At 28.5% G+C, this 18,980-nt stretch carries 16 protein-coding genes; 5 read left to right on the forward strand and 11 right to left on the reverse strand.

The features are described from left to right. Positions 1–87: 87 nt before the first annotated feature. The 4 genes from MHN29_RS03655 to MHN29_RS03670 all read right to left on the reverse strand — a co-directional run bounded on the left by MHN29_RS03655 (position 88) and on the right by MHN29_RS03670 (position 4,234). Positions 88–837 (reverse strand): LytTR family DNA-binding domain-containing protein, encoded by a 750-nt coding sequence (locus MHN29_RS03655; RefSeq protein WP_235272831.1) that lies wholly within the window; start codon positions 835–837, stop codon positions 88–90. A 1-nt stretch (position 838) separates the two neighbouring features. Further along, positions 839–2,830: a histidine kinase gene (locus tag MHN29_RS03660; RefSeq protein WP_235272830.1), complete on the reverse strand. Its 1,992-nt coding sequence runs from the start codon at positions 2,828–2,830 to the stop codon at positions 839–841. A gap of 76 nt (positions 2,831–2,906) precedes the next feature. Next, on the reverse strand, positions 2,907–3,992 hold the full coding sequence (locus tag MHN29_RS03665; protein ID WP_235272829.1) for a hypothetical protein: 1,086 nt from the start codon (positions 3,990–3,992) through the stop codon (positions 2,907–2,909). Positions 3,993–4,018: 26 nt separating this feature from the next. Further along, positions 4,019–4,234, reverse strand: coding sequence for a hypothetical protein (locus MHN29_RS03670; protein ID WP_150899794.1), 216 nt, complete (start codon positions 4,232–4,234; stop codon positions 4,019–4,021). Positions 4,235–4,471: 237 nt separating this feature from the next. On the opposite strand from MHN29_RS03670, the gene MHN29_RS03675 reads away from it, so the two are divergent. The 3 genes from MHN29_RS03675 to MHN29_RS03685 all read left to right on the forward strand — a co-directional run bounded on the left by MHN29_RS03675 (position 4,472) and on the right by MHN29_RS03685 (position 7,003). Then, positions 4,472–5,455 carry a YCF48-related protein gene (locus MHN29_RS03675; protein ID WP_235272828.1) on the forward strand — a complete coding sequence of 328 codons (984 nt, stop codon included), beginning with the start codon at positions 4,472–4,474 and terminating at the stop codon, positions 5,453–5,455. 593 nt (positions 5,456–6,048) lie between these two features. Then, a complete protein-coding gene (locus MHN29_RS03680; RefSeq protein ID WP_235272827.1) occupies positions 6,049–6,495 on the forward strand; it encodes a hypothetical protein in 447 nt (148 codons plus the stop codon). A 55-nt stretch (positions 6,496–6,550) separates the two neighbouring features. Then, positions 6,551–7,003, forward strand: coding sequence for a hypothetical protein (locus MHN29_RS03685; protein WP_235272826.1), 453 nt, complete (start codon positions 6,551–6,553; stop codon positions 7,001–7,003). Positions 7,004–7,019: 16 nt separating this feature from the next. On the opposite strand, the gene MHN29_RS03690 is transcribed toward MHN29_RS03685, so the two are convergent. The 5 genes from MHN29_RS03690 to MHN29_RS03710 all read right to left on the reverse strand — a co-directional run bounded on the left by MHN29_RS03690 (position 7,020) and on the right by MHN29_RS03710 (position 12,340). Beyond that, a complete protein-coding gene (locus MHN29_RS03690) occupies positions 7,020–7,178 on the reverse strand; it encodes a hypothetical protein (RefSeq protein WP_175578699.1) in 159 nt (52 codons plus the stop codon). 97 nt (positions 7,179–7,275) lie between these two features. Beyond that, positions 7,276–9,438: a PepSY domain-containing protein gene (locus MHN29_RS03695; RefSeq protein WP_235272825.1), complete on the reverse strand. Its 2,163-nt coding sequence runs from the start codon at positions 9,436–9,438 to the stop codon at positions 7,276–7,278. Between the two features lie 12 nt (positions 9,439–9,450). Beyond that, on the reverse strand, positions 9,451–9,927 hold the full coding sequence (locus tag MHN29_RS03700) for a DUF2271 domain-containing protein (protein WP_235272824.1): 477 nt from the start codon (positions 9,925–9,927) through the stop codon (positions 9,451–9,453). Positions 9,928–9,944: 17 nt separating this feature from the next. Further along, positions 9,945–11,435 (reverse strand): ankyrin repeat domain-containing protein, encoded by a 1,491-nt coding sequence (locus MHN29_RS03705; protein WP_235272823.1) that lies wholly within the window; start codon positions 11,433–11,435, stop codon positions 9,945–9,947. A gap of 5 nt (positions 11,436–11,440) precedes the next feature. Next, positions 11,441–12,340 (reverse strand): DUF6607 family protein, encoded by a 900-nt coding sequence (locus MHN29_RS03710; RefSeq protein WP_235272822.1) that lies wholly within the window; start codon positions 12,338–12,340, stop codon positions 11,441–11,443. Positions 12,341–12,439: 99 nt separating this feature from the next. Between MHN29_RS03710 and MHN29_RS03715 the strand changes: the two genes are divergently transcribed. Next, complete coding sequence (locus MHN29_RS03715) at positions 12,440–14,533, forward strand: TonB-dependent siderophore receptor (protein WP_235272821.1); 2,094 nt, start codon at positions 12,440–12,442, stop codon at positions 14,531–14,533. A gap of 32 nt (positions 14,534–14,565) precedes the next feature. Next, complete coding sequence (locus MHN29_RS03720; protein ID WP_235272820.1) at positions 14,566–15,174, forward strand: HmuY family protein; 609 nt, start codon at positions 14,566–14,568, stop codon at positions 15,172–15,174. Between the two features lie 163 nt (positions 15,175–15,337). Here the strand turns inward: MHN29_RS03720 and MHN29_RS03725 are convergent, their stop codons facing one another. Both MHN29_RS03725 and uvrA read right to left on the reverse strand, forming a co-directional pair. Continuing rightward, positions 15,338–15,913 (reverse strand): lipocalin family protein, encoded by a 576-nt coding sequence (locus MHN29_RS03725; protein WP_235272819.1) that lies wholly within the window; start codon positions 15,911–15,913, stop codon positions 15,338–15,340. Positions 15,914–16,077: 164 nt separating this feature from the next. Then, positions 16,078–18,867: an excinuclease ABC subunit UvrA gene (gene uvrA, locus MHN29_RS03730; RefSeq protein ID WP_235272818.1), complete on the reverse strand. Its 2,790-nt coding sequence runs from the start codon at positions 18,865–18,867 to the stop codon at positions 16,078–16,080. Positions 18,868–18,980: the final 113 nt, after the last annotated feature.

Genomic DNA, 18,980 nt, shown 5'->3' on the forward strand with positions numbered 1-18,980 from the left:
AAAAATTTAACAAAAAGATTAAAATACGTGTAATTTAAGGGAAAATCCTTTTGAGGATTATTATTTTTTGCTTCTTTTTATTGAAGATCAAATCCTTTCTAAAACAGCAATAACTTCGTTCTTTTTTCTAACAGAAACGGGAACCGTAGTTTTATTTTTTAAAACTAAATAGCCTCCATCAGATTTTATAAATTCCTTAATGTATTGTAAATTAACTAAATGACTTTGGTGAACACGTAGGAATCCTAAATCTTTGAGCATATCAGCGTAATATTTTAATGTTTTTCCTACTAGTATTTTCTGACCATCATTCATAAAAAATTCCGTGTAATTATTGTCGGCTTTACATCTAACAATATCCATTAAATTAACAACAACAATTTTGTCAGAAGTGTTTAAAGAAATCTTTTTTGGGTGTAAATTAGGTTGTTTTATAGATTGTTGTAGTACCGTTAATTGCTCTTTATCGGGTGTAATTTGATTTTTAGCTTTACTTATAGCGTTAGATAAATCTTCATTTGAATAAGGCTTTAAAACATAATCTATAGCAGCAAATTTAAAAGCCTTAATAGCATATTCGTCACTAGCGGTAACGAAGATTATTTTTGAAGATAAATCTGGATGAATTTCTAAAACATCAAAGCCAGTTCCATCTCCTAACATTATATCTAAAAAAAGAATATCTGGTTGTTGTTTACGCAATAATTTAGAAGCTTCTACTACACTTTTTGCTGTTCCGATTATTTCTATTTCTGAATGTTGGCTATTAATGTCATTTTGTAATAGTTCTAATGCAGAAGGCATATCGTCAACAATTATTGCAGTCAATTTTTCCATTTTAAAAGTCAGTTTTTAAAGGTATTTTAAAAAACACTTTAGTTCCTCTAACTAAATTATTTTCAGTAACTTCTTCAATGCTAAATTTACTTTTTTTCGATAAAGCTTTTATACGTTCTTCCGTTACTTTTATAGCAATTGAATTATGATTGGTGTTTTTTTTGTTTTTCTTAGATTGATTAATTCCTATTCCATTGTCAATAATAGCACAAAGTAAAAAGTCTTTTTGAGTAGAAAAGTTAATAGTAATAAGACCATTTGCTATGCTTTTAATTCCATGTTTAATGCTATTTTCTATAAATGGTTGAATAAGCATTGGTGGAATCAATATTTCTTCTGAATCAAATTCAAAATTTGTATTTATAACATATTCAAAAGGATTTGAGCTCATTTGTTGTTCTAACTCTATGTAGTTTTTAAGTATGGCAATTTCTTCCTTTAGATTAACTTCTTCTTGCCTTGAATTGTGCAATACACCACGTAAGAGAGTCGCAAATTTGCTAATAGTTACATTAAGTTCAGTAGATTTTCCAGAATTTCCTAGAGCTTTTATTCCGTTTAAAACATTGAAAATAAAATGAGGATTCATTTGTAGCTGTAATGCTTTCTGTTCCAATGATAATAAGTGATTTTTTAACTCTAGTTTTTCAACTTTAGCTTTGTTTTTTCTCTTTATTCTTCTGATGTAATTAATAATAATGCTCGTTAATACTAATATAATTATAGCAGCACTCAGCTGTTGGAACCAGCTTTTTTGATAAAGAGGTTTATCAATATAAAAATGAAATTTTACAGGGTCACTTTCTAACCCATTAACTTTTGATTGTATTGAGAAATTATAATCTCCAGAATTTAAATTAGCTAAATTTATAGAAGAGTTAAATGTCCATGGGCTAAACTTATCATTTAATTTATAGCGGTATTTTACTTTTTTAGGAGCATTAATATTTGCTGTTTTATAAGTAAAAGATATGTGGTTTTGATCAGGTTTTAATTGTAATGTGTTAGTATAGTTGTTAATATCAATAGAGTCAATAGGTTGGTAAACAACTTCGATGTTTTGGAAAGCTATTTTAGGTTTTATTGGAGAGTTGTTATTTCTAGTAAATTTATAGATACCATGATTATTGGTAGCAATCCATATGTTTTTTTGAATATCTTGAAAAACAGTATTTATTTGGTTTGTTTTTAGAGTGTTATATTTGTTTATACGTTTGATAAAAGAATAATTTTGGTCAAGTATTTCTATTCCTTCGTCTTTTGAAACAATCCATAATTCATTATCTATTTTTACAATATCATTTATTTTTTTAGGAGAGTTACTAAGAGATTCTGCTTTGTCGTTTTTTACAATTTTAAGACCATTTTTATAGGTGGAAGTGATTACATTTTTATTGTCAATTAATATAGAGGTGTAATTTCCTAAATCTATTCTTTTTAAAATAGTAGGATTAATTAATCTATCAAGTTTCCATAAACCTTTGTTCGTTGCAATCCAAAAGAAAGTACCATCGAATTCTAAATCGTTAATACTATTTAAATCGATTTGAAAATTGGTTCGAATAGGGGATAGGAAATCTTCACGTACTCTTAAAATTCCTTTGTTAGTTCCTAAAAAAGTGTGTTCAGGTGTTTTTAATATACAATTGATTCTCTTGCTCTCAAAGTTTATAAACTTATTATAGGTTTTAATGCTTAAACCTTTATTGGTTCCAATTAAAAGAGTATTGTTTTTTTTAGAAACAATTTGCGTTTTGTTAGAAATTAAATTGTTTTTGGTAGTATAATTAGTAAAATCATTTCCGTCAAAACGAATAATTCCTTTGTCGGTAGCAAACCATAAATGGCCTGTGTTATCTTGTGTTATATCGTTAATTTTTAAACTAGGTAATCCGTCGTTTAAGGTATAATTTTTTAAAGAGTTTAGTTGAGCAACTGTCTTAGTTACTGTTAGAAAAAAAAGGATGAAAAGTATTAATTTATAAAACTTCATAGAAACAAACTTACAGTAAAAAAGTAACTGCTCAAATTAAACAGTTACTTTTTAAGAATTATTAAACATTATTCAATTATTTCATAGCGTATAAGCGTTTATTATTTGTGTCTGGCTTTATGTGTTCTAAATCTCCATAAGGTTTAGTTAAAGGTTTTAACACACATAAAACTGAGGCTTTTCCTTTTATAATTAGCTTATTGTTTTTAACAGTATAAGTCCATCTAAATTTTTCAATAGGGATGTTTAGTTTTTTTACATCTGTTATTAAGTCTACATCACCAGCAATAAAATCCATTAGCTCTTCTTGCATTACAAATGTTGGAACATCGTCATCAGAATTTTCATAGTCTAATTCCCACATTATTGGAATATTAAACTGTTTTGTATAAGGTTCACCTATATAACGTTCTCTTTCATTTGTTAAAGCACTAAACCAATCAATTTCTTTTTCATTAGGATATTTTTTTGCAATTTCTTTAGATAAATCTACTTTTCCTGGTGAGTGAGCTGTAGGATAAAATACATAGTAAGGTTTAGCTAAAAAATGATTGGTGAATTCACCTCCAAAAACATTAAAGTATGGAGAAGCTAATATTTGTGGCATTTCATCAGATTTAAACGATAACTTTAAAGTGTTTAAAAGTTCTTCGTTGTTACCAACTCCATTAGAATGAAACACGATTTTACTATTTGCATTTATTCCTTTATTAATTTTAGGCAATTTACTTTGATTAATGGCTGTTTGGAGAGCATCTGTTGTAACTTTTTCTCCGTTAATAGTAGTTTCTAAACTAAGTCCTTTTAATGGATTGTTGTAGTTTACAATGTGAATTTCTCCATAAGGCTTTTCAGTAACATTAGAATTCATCCAACCTATAATTTCTTCTAAAGAATACATGTCGTTTACAATTTGATATTTCTTTTCCTTAAAATATGTACGAGCATTGTTATAAAATTTATTTTGTCCTTTATCATAACCTGTAATAAATACAATGGGGTTTCTAGGTTTTTTATAAATTTTCTTAATTATTTCTTCTTTTTTTGCAATGTTTCCCAACTCTAGTTTTGTATTCGTTTTCTTCTCTTCACAACTAGTGAAAAATCCTGTAAGTAGTAATAATCCTATTACTGTTCCTACTTTAAAAATCTTTTGTTTCATAGGTTCTTGTTTTTTAGGTTAATATGTTATTGCTGTAATATGATGGTTACATTTCTTTCTAAATTAAAATCGTTTGATAGTTTGTTTAAAATGTTAGGTAAGTTTCGATCGTTAATCCATCTACCGTTTTCTTGCTTTTCTATAGAAGCAATAAGTCCATCGTTGTTTACCTGTAATTTTAAACTGTTGTATTTATTTAAATACATTTTTAAGATTGATGAATAGCTATTGTTTGACCACATAATTTTTGTTTTATATGATCAAATTTAGAAGAGAAAGAAGCAGTAATTTTGAGTTAATTAGAATTCGTTTGGAATAAATTAGAATTCGTAATTGATTTTTCTTGAAGGCTTGTAAAGTAACGTAGATTTTAGGTCTGTGGTGTTGAATAAGTGGTTTTTAAAATATTTTTTCCTATTGGGAGGTAGGGTATTTTTTGTGTGAATCTTTATATGAATATTAATTATAAATGATTTGATATGAAATATGTTTTAAAGATGTTATCGTTTTTCACTTTTGTTTTTGTCTTACAATCTTGTGATAAAGACACTGAAATTGTCCCTAATAATAGTTTTGATTCGATATCAAAAGAATGGGAGAAATTAGATATTAGTACAACTGAAAACTTAAATAAAATTCATTTTATAAATAACTCTGAAGGTTTTATAATAGGGAATAAAGGGAAGTTATTTAAAACAGAAAATGGGGGGAATGATTGGACGGAAATTCCATCAGGAGTTACTTATGATTTGGTTTCTATTAGTTTTAATGGAAAAAATAAAGGGGTAATTAATGGTCTATCTACTACCGATGGAGGAAAGAACTGGAAGGTGGTTAATACTACTTCAAGTTACTACTGTTATTATGCTAGTGAAGATGTGATGATAGGGGGAAGTAATTCTTCTTTTGCAGGAACTGTTTATCGTTCAACTGATGATGGAACAACATGGACAGAGGTTTATAAGAGTCCACATACTGGTTTTTATACGTCTGCTGGCTTTATAGGTGATACCGGTTATTTGTCTTCTTGGTATTCGGGTAGAATTTTAAAAACAACCGATAAAGGTAAAACTTGGACAGTGGCTGTAGAAGGTACAGCAAAACCTACTGGAGGAAAAAATACATTTGACGACTTTTTTAATCTTACTGTAGTAAACGCGAAAACTTTATATGCACTTTCTAATAGTTATTTATCTAAAAGTGATGACGGAGGTGCTACTTTTAAAATAGTTTATGAAAAACCATCGATAACATCTGGGGCGTTAAGAGGATTATATGTGAATAATGAACAAATTGTATTAACAGATCTTACAGGAAATGTCTTTGTGAGTAAAAATAGTGGAAAAGATTGGGATATAAAACAGCCAAAAAAATCTATAATATTTAATGATGTTTATATAGCTAATGGGATTGTTTATGCAGTAGGAACGAATGGTGAATTGTGGAGAAAGAATATTAAATAATATAGTTAAATAAAAAAAGAAGTGTCTGCCATCGAAAAGACACTTCTTTGTAACTAACTAACCAAATAACCTATAATGAATTTCTAAATTATATGGTAAAGATAGTATGGAAAAGCCTTGTGAAATTAAAAATTAGACAATAAGTAGTAAAGTAGAGATGAATTGCTTTTTTAATAAAATGAACTGAAAATGAGTAGAAAGTGAGAGCGGTGAATAGAAAAAGCAATGAGGAAGATAATTATTTATCTTACTTAAGGCGAACTCCCTTTCTTATTTCCCTTAAACAATAAGAAATTTATCTACCTATAAATATTTCTATGAAGTTTAACTAAATCAATTTTTTGATTTCGATGGCAAAAATTAGATATAATAAAAACTTCAATACGTTATTTCAATCAGGGGACCGAATACTAATAATTTCGACCTCATTGCTTTATAAAAATAAAGAAAAAAAAATAACTTTACAAAGTTTTTTTTATTTGGAAAGAAAATAGAGGTAGTTTTAAGTGTTTGTTATGTAGTGTTTTATGATTTTGTTTGTGTGTTTTTTAACTTTTATTAATCGCTGTAATAGCTCTTTAAAAACGTAAGAAATGAAGTATATTATAAGAAAAGGATCAGGAAAGATGAGAATACTTTTTTTAACAGGAGTTTTTCTTGTTATGGCTTTTAGTTATCAATTGTTAGTCTTTTTAAAAACCAATGATTTTATTTATCAATTTCCTGGAGATTGGGATAAACCAATGGGAATTTTAGTTGGACTGTTTTTGATATTTAGTTCTTTAAAATTTACAAAAGAATCTAAAGATTTATTCATAAAAATAGATGAAGAATATTTAGTATATAGAACTAATGAATTAGAGGTTAAACATAAGATACCACTGGCGAATATTGAAAGGGTTTATAAAGAAAAAGGGAAAATTCGTCTCGTTACTAAAGATTTAATTACTATGAATGTGGTTGATTTAGATGAGGTTAGATTGGTGGATGAGACAAAAAGTTTGATAAAGAAATCTTTAATGGATTTGAATACAAAATAATAATTATCAATGAGGAAAAAGATTATTTTTATATTTAAATGAAATTAAAATTGTTATGGAAAAATCAATACATTATCTAGAGGTAATGATTAAAAAGTACTCTTCAGCAGCCCGATGGATTTATTTAATGATGCTTGTAGGTGGTATTGGGATTTACTTTCTTGTGTACTTTGCTAGTGGTCATGAGTTTAATCCGCCAGTAGAAGATTATTTTTCGTTATTAATTGTGTTTTTAGCATATGTGTACATGGTAGCATATACAGATTTAAAACTTAAAAAAAATAAAATATATTTTTTATTAAAAAGTTTTGTGTTTATAACATTATTGATAACCAATTTTTTTGCTATAAAAATATTGATATTTCTTATAGAGTTTAAATTTGGAGATGATGTAAGTGTTTTTGAGAGAGTATTAACTTTTTTATTGCCTATAATTTTTATAATTGTTAGCATTATAAATGCTTTATCTCTTTTTGAAAAATATATCAAAATAAAAAAGCGAACCTAAGTTCGCTTTTATTTTTTTAATGACCTCCGCCCCAATCGCAAAGACAAGAATAAGGTAAATACTTTGGACAGTAATTTGGACAATGAATTTCACCGTTTGGGCCACCACTTCCTTTTACTGATTTTTGTTCTGATTTGTTAAGTACACTTCCTAAGTTAGAAATTGTTTTAAGCATGTTGATTAGTTTTAAGTTTTTCAAACATACTTAAAAAGATATTTACAAAGATTTATAAAACCGTAATAAAAGTAAGGTTTTACCGTAAACCTAATTATTAATAACAGTCGGTTTTTATCTGATGGTTTTTCTGAAACTTTTCAATAGGAGTGTTCAATTCAGTTAAAGTTAGGTTTTCCAATACTTTTAATACAGCATTCATCATAGCAATAGAGCCACAGATCATAATAGTGCCTTTATTTTTTAAAACAGAAATAATTAGTTTACTTTCTACAGAAATTAAATCTTGTACATATTGTTTTTTACCTTCTTGAGAATAAGCTGTATACATATTAGTATTTTGTAAATATGGTTTATACATGGTTAAAGACTCAGAAGTTCTTCCTCCCCAAAATAAATGTGTGTTAGTATTATTGTTGAGCATTCCTAGAAAAGGAGCAATACCAGTTCCATTAGCTATAAGTACAACCTCTTTATTCTTTTTAGGAAAATGAAAAGATTTATTTTGTTGGATAGAAGCCAAAATAGCTTCATTTTTATTTAAGTTTAAAAGTAAATTAGAACATACACCTAAATCATGTTTTTTAATACTTAATAAAACATCATTTTCAATTTTTCCTATTGAATATAATCTTTCAACATTATCTATGCTAGGGGTTATAGAAAGCAAATCTCCAGAAACAAAATTCAATTTTTTACTAGGTTTTAATCTTATAAGAAAAGAATCGTCTTTATTTAGTTCTGTTTTATCAACAGCTGTAAAGTCTAGTTGTTTTTTTAGCTTTTTAGCTTCTTGTTTTAAATCGAGATTTACTTTTGTACTAGCACTCCATTGTAGTCCCCAAGTTTTAAAATCTGTAAAATTCTGGTTGTTTATTTTATATAATGGGATAACAGCTTTAAAATTAGCAAGCTCTTGTAGTGTATTTTCAATATCAATTGCAAATTGACAATAATTAGGGTAGGCTAAAGAACCAAAACCAACAATAGCATAATCAATTGAATTTTTCTGCTTAACTTTTTTTGCCAATTTTAAAAAGGAACTTGCGTTAATAGGCGGAGCACCTTCTCCATAAGTTGAAGTTAAAATGATTAGTTGTTTGACGCTTTTGTAAGTAGTATAGTTATTTAAATAATCTACAAAAACAGTTTTCTGACTTGCTGCTAAAGCTTTATATATAGAAGCAGCAAAACTATAAGTGTTTCCTGTTTCAGAACCTACTAGTATGATAAATTCAGCATTGTTTTTATTGAATTTATTTTTAGGTAAAGAGCTTTTTGTTCTTCTTTTTAAGGTAATAGCAAAACCAGAATAAACAAAGAATATTATAGCGATACAAGAGAGTAATAAAGTGATAGACCATAAGATAGTACCACGTCCTGTATGTAGGAATAAACTCCAGCTAGATAATATATGAGTTAAAGATGCTTTTTTGGTACTTATAATATCTCCAGTATACTGATGTATGTATAGTTCTTTGTTATGTAGTTTTACTATAAAATAATCTTCTTCATCATCGGAAAAAGGAAACTCTATACTTTCTAATTCGTTTAGCTTGGTTTCTTTAAAAAAAGGAAAGTTTTCAGAACTAATTTTTTGAGCATCTTTTGTTTTAGAAAAATCAATGTTATGAGAAGTTTTAGATTTTGGAAGTAAAGAAAACTTCTCTAAGGATAAATATACTCCTGTAAGTGTAATAATTATAATAGGTATTAAAGCATATCTACTTAAAATAACATGATAATCTTGTGCGAAATTTTCTCGAACAACTTTAGTGAAAAAGTTTTTAACTCCTCCTTGTCTTTTAATAATAAGAATGCTTCCAGTAATAGTAATTAATAATAGAAGAAAAGAGAAAAGGGCGACTAAAAAACGACCTGTAGATTTTAGAAAAAGAGATCTATGTAAGTTAGTAGTCCATTTATAAATAGTAGCTCTTTTTACAATATTACTAATTTTTTTACCTGTAATTGGATTGATGTAAAAAGTGCTATTATCACCATTTTTAGTGACCACAGATGCAATTATAAAATTATTATCGTCAATTTTTAAATCAATAATTTCATCATACTCTTTTTTTAAAGAGTTAATGGTTTGGGCAATTGTAATCTCATCGGTGTTTTGTATAGCATAAGGTTTTAACTGATTCGAAATAGGTTCGAAAGCTAAAATTATACCTGTTAATGAAGCTATAACTATAAAAGCAAAAGAAGATATAGCCAAAGTTAGATGGCTATATCTCCAAATTGAAGTAATCATTTTGTTGTACTATTATTGTGGTATCATACGAACGTAACGTATGAAACCGTTACCTTCAATTTTACTTTTAATATTTTCTGAATTTAGATCAAATTCTACATCGTCTTTATAGTATTCTTGATCTTCTACAGCAGATTCAAAACGAATTTTATATCCTTTATTAATCTTATCATTAGGAATTTCAATAATACTAATAGCTCTATTTCCTCCGCTTATTGTTGCACCAGTTATAGCATCAATATTTGAGCGTACTTTACCATGAAAACTCCACCATTCTGTAATATCATGATACCATTCTTGATCATCTCCTTGAACATATAAAGTTTTTTCATATTCTCCTTTAGGATTTAATAATGAAATGACAATATAGGCTCCCTCACCGTCATAATTCTTCATTTGAATCATACATTTGTATTTACTACTGTCTGGGGTAGTAAATGCAATTATTCCAAATGCTACTATAAAAAGTATTGAAAATTTTTTTATCATTTTTTTAATTCAATTGTTTATTTCAAAAAGCTAATATCGATATTTTTTAACGCTTCGTTTTCTTTAGCTAAGTCATATAAGGTTTCATCAAAATCTGTTTTTACAGATTTATTTGCGCCTAATGATACTAAGTGTTTGATAATCTTATCATTTTTAGCTGTCATAACCGCTTTTTGTAATGCTGTTAAACCTTTGTTATTTTTTGCATTAACATTAATTTTATATTCTTTAATAAAATCTAACATTGGAATGCTTTGCTTATCTACAGCTAAATGATATAAAGTATTTCCGTCTTTTTGAGTTTTTTCAATATCTAACCCTTTAGATTTTAAAGCATTTAGTTTTTTAGAAAACTCCTCTTTGTCTTTAGGATTAAATGTTTTGAATAAATAGTAGTTTAAGTTATTTCCTTTTTTGTCAACTATAGTAACATCAGAGCCTTTTGATATAAAATAATCAACTATTTCAGGTTTGTTTCTTAAAGCGTAAGTTAAAGCAGATTTACCGTCCTTATTAGCATGATTAATATTTTTCGTTTTGTCGGCTAATAATTTTATGACTTCTATAGAGTTTCTTCCAGAAGCATTTAATAAAGGAGTATTTCCTTCTTTATTAGCTTGGTTTACATCTACACCTTTACCAATAAAATACTCGTAAGTTGCTATATCTTTATTTCTATATGATAAATTGTGTAAAGGAGTAGTACCTTCTTTATTAGTAATGTTTGGATTGATTCCTAAATCTTCTAAATATTTAAAATAGTCTAATGAGTTATAACCTCTTCTAGAACCTCTGGTTGCAAATAACATTGCGTTTCCACCTTTTTTATTCAATGTTTTATATGGTAATCCTTTTTTAATCAGTAATTCTAGCATTTTTTTATTACCAGATTGAGCAGTATAATTAAAAGCACCATTACCATCTTTATCGGTAGAATTAATATTTAACCCTTTTTTAGTGAAATAGTCTACTAATTTAAAGTCTTCTAATTTTGGAGTAATTAATAACAAAGCATTAGCTCCCTTAGGAGTTTTATCTTTTAGGATGTTAGCTCCCTTACTAATTAAAAGATCATACAGTTTTGTGTTTGTTACACCAGCAACAGCAACAAAGTTTAGTAGTGAATATCCCTTATCATCAATGACATCAGTTTTAGCACCGTTGCTCAGTAAATAGTTTACAATTGGCATATTGTTTTTATAGGCAGCCCAAAAAATGTAAGTCCTACCATCATGAGTTAATTTATTAACGTCATTCCCTTTTTTGCTAAGTAAATGTTTAATTACATTTTCATCTGCATTTTCTAACAAAGCATACACAACAGCATCAAAACCATATCTGTTTAGTTTTGTAGCACTGTTACCTTCTTTAATTTTTTGTTCAACTTGGTCAATAGAAGGTTTAGTTTTCCAAAAATCTCTTTTTAAAAAGATGTTTGTGTTTTGAGCAAAAACTACTGAGCTTATTAAGAATAAACTCAGTAGTAATTTAATATTTAATGATTTCATTTAGATTATTTTTTTACAAATGACTCTATAATGTTATTCATTTCGTCTTCTTTAAGCTTTTCAGAATAAAGGTGTTTGAATAACGCTTTATTATCAACTTTAGCTTTCAAAGATAGGTCTTTATTTCTTCCATAAACTTCAGACCATTTGTTTCTAACCGATTGCCACTTAGCTTGGTTCTTTTTCCACCAATCTTGAGCAGCTTGACAACGAGAGTCTGGAACTCTTACATAAGTATTGTATCCTTTTTCTTTTGCAATAACAAAATCTTTTTCTCCTGCTTTACGTACTACTTTCTTGTTATCTTGATCGTGAACCCAACCGTAATCAGTTATTTCATGACGGTTACCTCTTTCGGTAACATTGTAGTCAGCTCTTTGAGTGTATTCTCTTCTTGGTAATGGAGCATCAGTAGTATTTTCCCAATAGCTTTTTCCATCAACATGAACCCAAGTACCTGATCCTTCATAACGTGGACTATCATCTACTTGATATACCTTTTGTGTCCATTGTTTTTTAACGTCAGATTTTGGTTTGTTTACGTATAACCAATTATTATCTCCATTAAACATATAGAAGTCACGATTTTGGTACATCCAATCTTGTCTCCAGTGCTTAACGATATAAGGTTCTGCTGGGTTTCCTACTTGTAATAAATGTTGGATTGATATTTTGTTTTTTTCATCTTCCACTAATTCAGCCCATTCTAAACCTTTTGCAATTTTAGTTTTTGACGGCTTGTATAATGAATCTTTACTATAGTTGAACGTCTCAGTAAAGTTAAAAGTCACTTCAAAACAACCACACATTTTCTTAATGGCTTTTAAGTCTTTACTTTTTTTGCTTTGTGCATTTACAGTAAATGCTGCAAACGTTATTAGAGTTACTACGAATAAGTTTCTCATTGTTTGTTTTATTATGTTTTTAAAAATTTTTTACAAAAATATAAAATTTATTTAGATTGGTTAAAAATAACTATATATATTTGCCGAAAATTATTAAGAATGTTTCTAAATAAAACTTTAACTTTTCTACTTGTATTTACGGGGGTAGTAGTTTTCTCTCAAGAGGAACAAAGTAGAGATAGTATAAAAGATGATAATAAATTAGATGAAGTTGTGGTTACTGCAACTAGAACTAAAAGACAGTTGTCTTCTGTGCCAATGCCTGTGACATTAATTTCTAAAAAACAATTACAGAAATCAGGTTCTGTTCGATTAAGAAATATATTGTTAGAGCAAACAGGAATTGTAATGGTTTCTGACTTTGGAAACTCAGAAGGAGTTCAATTGCAAGGAGTAGCTGCTGATTATACGTTAATATTAATTGATGGAGTACCAGTTGTAGGTAGAACATCTGGAAATATAGACTTACGAAGACTTACTGTAAACAATATTAAACAGATAGAAATAGTAAAAGGGCCGTCGTCTTCTTTATACGGTTCAGAAGCTATTGGTGGAGTTATAAATATTATTACTGAACAACCAAAAGAAGGGCAATTTAAAGGGGATTTACAATTGTTAGCTAGAGGTGGCGCTAGAAATGAATTGGATATCAATACCAATATAGTTGCTAAAAAAGATAAGTTCGGAGTTGTAGCAGGTCTTAACTTGAACTCAAGTAGTGGATTTGATTTAACTCCTGAATCTCCAAACTCTAAAACAACATATCCCCATCAAAACTTTACAGGAAATTTACAATTGAGTTATGATTTTTCTGATAAACTAAAAGCTTTGGTTGCAGGTAGATATTATAAACAAGAGCAGAATACCCCTTCTTCAGATAACAAACAAACTGATTGGAATTTTAATGCGAATGTTTCTCATAAGCTTTCTGATTCGTGGGATATAGATTATATTTTTTATGGAACTCGCTATAAAACAGAAAGTATTTTTAATGGAAGTTTAGATTTATTTAATAGAAGTTTGTTTAGACCTGAAATCAAAACTACTGTTTCATTTGGAGATTATGGTACAATTGTAGCTGGAGTAGGAGCAAATTTTGATGCTTTAGAAAGAAGTGCTTTCGATGGAAATAAAAAATATGAAGCTCAATATGTTTTTGGTCAATATGATTTTAATCCAATAGAAAATTTAAATATTGTAGCTGGTGCTAGATTTGATAGTCATAATGAATATAAATCTGCATTCTCACCTAAACTTTCGGCGAGCTATAAAATAAACGGTTGGGTTACAGCTAAAGGATCTGTAGGTTATGGGTTTAAAGCTCCAGATTTCCGTCAATTGTATTTTAACTTTAGAAACTCATCTGGTGGTTATATAGTTCTTGGAACTCAAACGTTACATGATTTATATCCAAATGCAACAGGTATTAATAATATTGAAAAAGATTTAAAACCAGAAAATTCAATAGGCTATAATTTTGGTTTTCAATTAAAGCCATTATCTAGCTTAAATATTGGGATTAATTTATTTAGAAATGATATTCAAGATCTGATAGATACTTTCGATACCCAATTGTCTGCAGCTGATTTAGGATTATCTCCTGGTACTCGAACTTTTTCTTATAGAAATATTAGTGAGGTATATACTCAAGGAGTAGAGGTAGATGTAAATTATAGAATTTCTAACAATTTTAGGTTAATAGGAGGATACCAATTCTTAGATACTGGTGATAAAGAACAAGAACGTTTGATAAAAGAAGGGAAAGTGTTTTTTAGAAGAACTCCAACATCTTCATCAGAACAATTAACAATGTCGAATTATTTCGGATTACCAAATCGATCAAAGCATACAGCAAACTTAAAGCTGTTTTATGAAAACTTCGAACATGATTTTACAGCAAATATTAGAGCGGTATATAGAAGCAAGTATGCATTAACAGATACTAATAGTAGTAGAGGGATTATTGATAATTACGATGATTTTGTTGCTTCTCAAATGCGAGTTAATGTAGCGGTAGATAAAACCTTCTTTGATTTAATGACACTGCAACTAGGAGTTGATAATGTTTTTGATGAAAGAGGAGAAGAAAATAAAAACACTTTTTTTTCAATAGTGAATGGTCAAAGAGTACCAAATGATAACACTTTATTATTGGGAAGAACAGTATATAGTAGAATAACTTTTAAATTTTAGAATAAACCTTAAATATTATAAATCAATTAAAAATGAAACAATTAAAAACACTTTTAGTTTTAGCAATTATATCTTTTGTAGCTACTTCTTGTAGTGATAATGATACTTCTGTAGTTAAGTCTGTTGAGGCTAAAACGATATCAAACTTATATGCTCCTCAAGTATCAGATTATACAGTAACACCACCTGTTATTTCTGGAGATTTTACCAAATTTAGCTTTAAAGAAGGTAAAGTTGTTACTGGAGATAATTGGGATATCGCTTTCAGAGGTCTTAGAGTAATTGTTAATGGTGGTAGTAAATATGGGTTAACAGATGAGCCAGAAAGAACAGGAAATGCATCGTTAGCCGTTGTGAATAGTGAGTTTTCAAAAGTTTTAATGGCGCCAGCTGATAGTGAGTTTAAGCAAGATGGAACAGGTGTGTATGCTTTACCTATTAGTGGAGCAGGTTGGTATACTTATGCAGCAGGAGTAGTTAAAACAAATGCAGGAGTTATCATAGTAGTTAAAACTATTGATGGAAACTACGCTAAAATGGAAATAAAGAGTTACTATAAAGATTTGACTTCTAATGAACCTAGATATTATACATTTGATTATGTATACAATCCAAATGTTGGAGATAAGTCTTTAAAATAAAGAAAAACTTCAGTAATGTAATTATTGAATTTTGTTAGTTTTTGTTACGTTTGAATGGTTTAATCATTAAGATTAAACCATTCTTTTTTATAAAAAAAAAACACAAGTCTAAATTATTAGAAGACCTGTGTTAATGTTAAGATTGTGTGTATTAAATATGTTGTTATTTTGTGTAGTCGACAGCTATATTAATAGTTGTGCTTACTGAAATTCCTCCTTGAGAAAACTTTTTATCAACAGTTTTTCTTAATTTTAATGAGTTAGGAGTTAGCTCAATAACTTCAAAATCAGCGTCACCTAGATTTACTGTACTATTAATTTGATCTGGTAAATTAGTTTTAATTAATTCTCCATTTTTAATAGTTAATATATTGTTGTTTAACTCCCAGTCAACTTCACTATTAATATTCTCTACTTTAAACGTTTCTATATTTGTTTGACCGTTAGATGTAGAGCTAGATTTTATGTCGTAAGAACCAGAAGCATTAGCTTTATTTGGGTTTTCAGAAAAAACTGTAGTTAAGTTCATGTTAATTCCCTCTCCAGAAAAATTTGTTTTTGGAATTGTTAATGGACCTCCTGAAAGTTCAAAATTTCCATTATAAGTGTAATTTGTAAGCTTCCATTCACCAAGAAGATCATTCTGATTGAAGTTTACATTTTCATCAGAATCAGTACAACTAGTAAAAGTAATAATTGAAAATATTAATACTAGTTTCATTAACATAATTTTTTTCATAATGTTTTTTATTTAAAATGTTTGAAAAGTTAAATAATGAAAGAGTATAGCAAATAACTAATTAACCTAAAGTTAAAAAAAGATTTTTCATAACAGCTTTCATTTTTTTTGTAAAAATATTCTTTTTTGAGAAATAATAAAATGAAAATATTAATATTTTAATGTTAGTTAATTTTTTCTGCCAAATATTTAGAAGTGTATGAATTTTTATTTTTAGCCAATTCTTCTGGAGTACCTGTGAATATTAATTGACCTCCATTTTTTCCACCTTCTAAACCTAAATCAATAATATAATCGGCACACTTAATAAGTTCTATATTATGTTCAATTACAATGATTGAATGTCCTCTTTCTATTAATGCGTTGAATGAAGCTAATAATTTTTTTATATCATGGAAATGTAAACCTGTTGTCGGTTCGTCAAAAATAAATAAGGCTTTATCTTTAGTGTTTCCTTTTACTAAAAAAGAAGCTAGTTTTATACGTTGTGCTTCACCTCCTGAAAGGGTAGAAGAAGATTGTCCTAGCTGGACATATCCTAATCCAACATCGTGTAGAGGTTTTAATTTCTTTGCAATTTTAGGTTGATTGTGTTCTGTAAAAAAGGCAACAGCATCATCTATGGTAAGATTTAAAATATCGTCAATAGATTTCCCTTCAAAAGTAACTTCTAAAACCTCCTTTTTAAAGCGCTTTCCATTACAAGCTTCACATTCTAAATGAACATCAGCCATAAATTGCATTTCAATAGTAACTTCTCCTTCACCTTTACAAACTTCACAACGTCCGCCTTCTACGTTAAAAGAAAAGTGCTTTGGTTGGTAATTACGTATTTTCGATAGCTTTTGAGTTGATAATAATTTACGAATATCATCATAAGCTTTAATGTAGGTAACTGGATTAGATCTTGATGAACGACCTATCGGGTTTTGATCTATGAATTCAACATGCTTTAAATTATCATAGCTTCCTTTGATTTCTGTGTATTGTCCGATTTTATTTCCATATCCAATCAATTCTTTTTGCATTGCTGGATACAGAATTTTCTTAACTAAAGTACTTTTTCCACTACCTGATACTCCTGTAATAACTGTTAGGTTATTTAGCGGGAAAGAAACATTAATGTTTTTTAAATTGTTTTCACGAGCTCCAATAATATCAATAGTGTTTTTAGAAGCTCTACGTTGTACAGGAACCTCTATTTTTAGCTTTTCTGATAAATATTGTGCAGTTAATGATTCTGATTTTAATATTTCTTTAAAAGTACCTTCTGCTACTACATTACCACCATATGTACCTGCTTCTGGACCTATATCAATAACATAATCGGCTTCTTTCATAATATCTTCGTCATGTTCTACAACAATAACAGTATTACCTAAGTCGCGTAGGTTTTTTAAAACTCCAATTAACCTTTCTGTATCTTTTGGATGTAATCCAATACTAGGTTCATCTAATATATACATTGAACCTACTAAAGAACTTCCTAACGAAGTAGCTAAGTTTATACGTTGACTTTCTCCTCCCGAAAGTGTGTTTGAAGTTCTATTTAAGGTTAAATAATTTAATCCAACATCTTGTAAAAACTGTAAACGATTATTAATCTCAGTAAGTAATCGTTTTCCTATTTTTTCTTCGTACTTGTTAAGTTTTATACTTTTGAAAAAAGCAGCAAGTTCATCTAATGGTAAGCTAACCAAATCAGAAATTACTTTACCGTATACTTGTACATAATTTGCTTCTTTTCGTAAACGTTTACCATTACAATCAGTACAAGTAGTTTTACCTCTATATCGAGATAACATTACTCGATTTTGAATTTTATAACTTTTTTCTTCTAATTTTTTGAATAGGCTATTAATTCCATCAAACTTTTTAGTTCCATTCCAAACTAATTGTTTTTGCTCTTCTGTAAGCTCAAACCAGGGTTTATGAATTGGAATATCAAAATCTGAAGCGTTTAAAATTAAGTTATCTTTATATTCTCGATAACTTTCTGTTTTGAAAGGAAAAATAGCATCTTCATAAATAGAAAGTCCAGTATTGGGAATTACTAATTCTTCATCAATTCCAATAACACTTCCGTAACCTTCACAAGTTGGACAAGCTCCATAGGGATTGTTAAAACTAAAAAGGTGGGTATTTGGTTCTAAGAAGGAAATTCCATCTAATTCAAATTTATTACTAAATTCAGTAAGTTTATTGTCGGTTAAGTTTTCAATAAAACAAATTCCTTTTCCTTCAAAAAAAGCAGTTTGTACAGCATCTCCTAAACGATTGTAAAAATCTTCTTCATTTTTTACAACAATTCGATCTACAACTAAAAGTAATTCGTTGCCTTTGAAATCAGCAATAGGAAATTCATCAATTCTATATACAGTATCGTTATGTTTTATACGAGCATATCCTTGTTGGGTTAATACCTGAATTACTGTTTTGATATCTCTTTTTTCGTTGATAGCGATAGGAGCTAATAACAATAATTTAGTGCGTTCTTCAAATTGCTTTACAAAATTTAAAACGTCGGAAACTGTATGTTTTTTTACTTCATCACCAGAAATAGGAGAGAAAGTTTTCCCAATTCGAGCATATAATAATTTGATATAATCGTAAATTTCTGTTGAAGTACCTACGGTAGATCTTGGGTTGGTAGAGTTAACCTTTTGCTCTATGGCAATTGCTGGAGCAATTCCTTTAATATAATCTACTTTTGGTTTGTGTAATTTACCTAAGAATTGACGTGCGTAAGACGATAAACTTTCTACATAGCGTCTTTGACCTTCTGCATACAAAGTATCAAAAGCTAAGGATGATTTCCCTGAACCTGAAAGCCCAGTAATAACAACTAATTTATTACGAGGAATAACGACATCAATGTTTTTTAAGTTATGGAGACTTGCTCCTTTTATAATGATGTTTTCTTTAGGGTTTATAGTAGAAATATCTGTCTTCATTTACGCAAAAAAATAAACGATAAAAGTACGGTTTATTTTTTAGGTAAGAAACAGATATTGAAGTGTAGTTTAAATTAAAACCACACTACCAAGTAGTGTGGTTTATTTTGATT

Source organism: Tenacibaculum sp. Cn5-46 (assembly GCF_022347705.1).
GTDB classification, from domain to species: domain Bacteria; phylum Bacteroidota; class Bacteroidia; order Flavobacteriales; family Flavobacteriaceae; genus Polaribacter; species Polaribacter aiptasiae.

Bases quoted from the DNA above. Each gene is read 5' to 3' on its own strand.
- MHN29_RS03675 (WP_235272828.1), top strand. From the start codon at position 4,472: ATGAAATATGTTTTAAAGATGTTATCGTTTTTCACTTTTGTTTTTGTC.
- MHN29_RS03670 (WP_150899794.1), bottom strand. From the start codon at position 4,234: ATGTGGTCAAACAATAGCTATTCATCAATCTTAAAAATGTATTTAAAT.
- MHN29_RS03710 (WP_235272822.1), bottom strand. From the start codon at position 12,340: ATGAGAAACTTATTCGTAGTAACTCTAATAACGTTTGCAGCATTTACT.
- MHN29_RS03685 (WP_235272826.1), top strand. From the start codon at position 6,551: ATGGAAAAATCAATACATTATCTAGAGGTAATGATTAAAAAGTACTCT.
- MHN29_RS03705 (WP_235272823.1), bottom strand. From the start codon at position 11,435: ATGAAATCATTAAATATTAAATTACTACTGAGTTTATTCTTAATAAGC.
- MHN29_RS03665 (WP_235272829.1), bottom strand. From the start codon at position 3,992: ATGAAACAAAAGATTTTTAAAGTAGGAACAGTAATAGGATTATTACTA.
- MHN29_RS03680 (WP_235272827.1), top strand. From the start codon at position 6,049: ATGAAGTATATTATAAGAAAAGGATCAGGAAAGATGAGAATACTTTTT.
- MHN29_RS03700 (WP_235272824.1), bottom strand. From the start codon at position 9,927: ATGATAAAAAAATTTTCAATACTTTTTATAGTAGCATTTGGAATAATT.
- MHN29_RS03660 (WP_235272830.1), bottom strand. From the start codon at position 2,830: ATGAAGTTTTATAAATTAATACTTTTCATCCTTTTTTTTCTAACAGTA.
- MHN29_RS03720 (WP_235272820.1), top strand. From the start codon at position 14,566: ATGAAACAATTAAAAACACTTTTAGTTTTAGCAATTATATCTTTTGTA.
- MHN29_RS03655 (WP_235272831.1), bottom strand. From the start codon at position 837: ATGGAAAAATTGACTGCAATAATTGTTGACGATATGCCTTCTGCATTA.
- MHN29_RS03695 (WP_235272825.1), bottom strand. From the start codon at position 9,438: ATGATTACTTCAATTTGGAGATATAGCCATCTAACTTTGGCTATATCT.
- MHN29_RS03715 (WP_235272821.1), top strand. From the start codon at position 12,440: ATGTTTCTAAATAAAACTTTAACTTTTCTACTTGTATTTACGGGGGTA.
- uvrA (WP_235272818.1), bottom strand. From the start codon at position 18,867: ATGAAGACAGATATTTCTACTATAAACCCTAAAGAAAACATCATTATA.
- MHN29_RS03725 (WP_235272819.1), bottom strand. From the start codon at position 15,913: ATGAAAAAAATTATGTTAATGAAACTAGTATTAATATTTTCAATTATT.
- MHN29_RS03690 (WP_175578699.1), bottom strand. From the start codon at position 7,178: ATGCTTAAAACAATTTCTAACTTAGGAAGTGTACTTAACAAATCAGAA.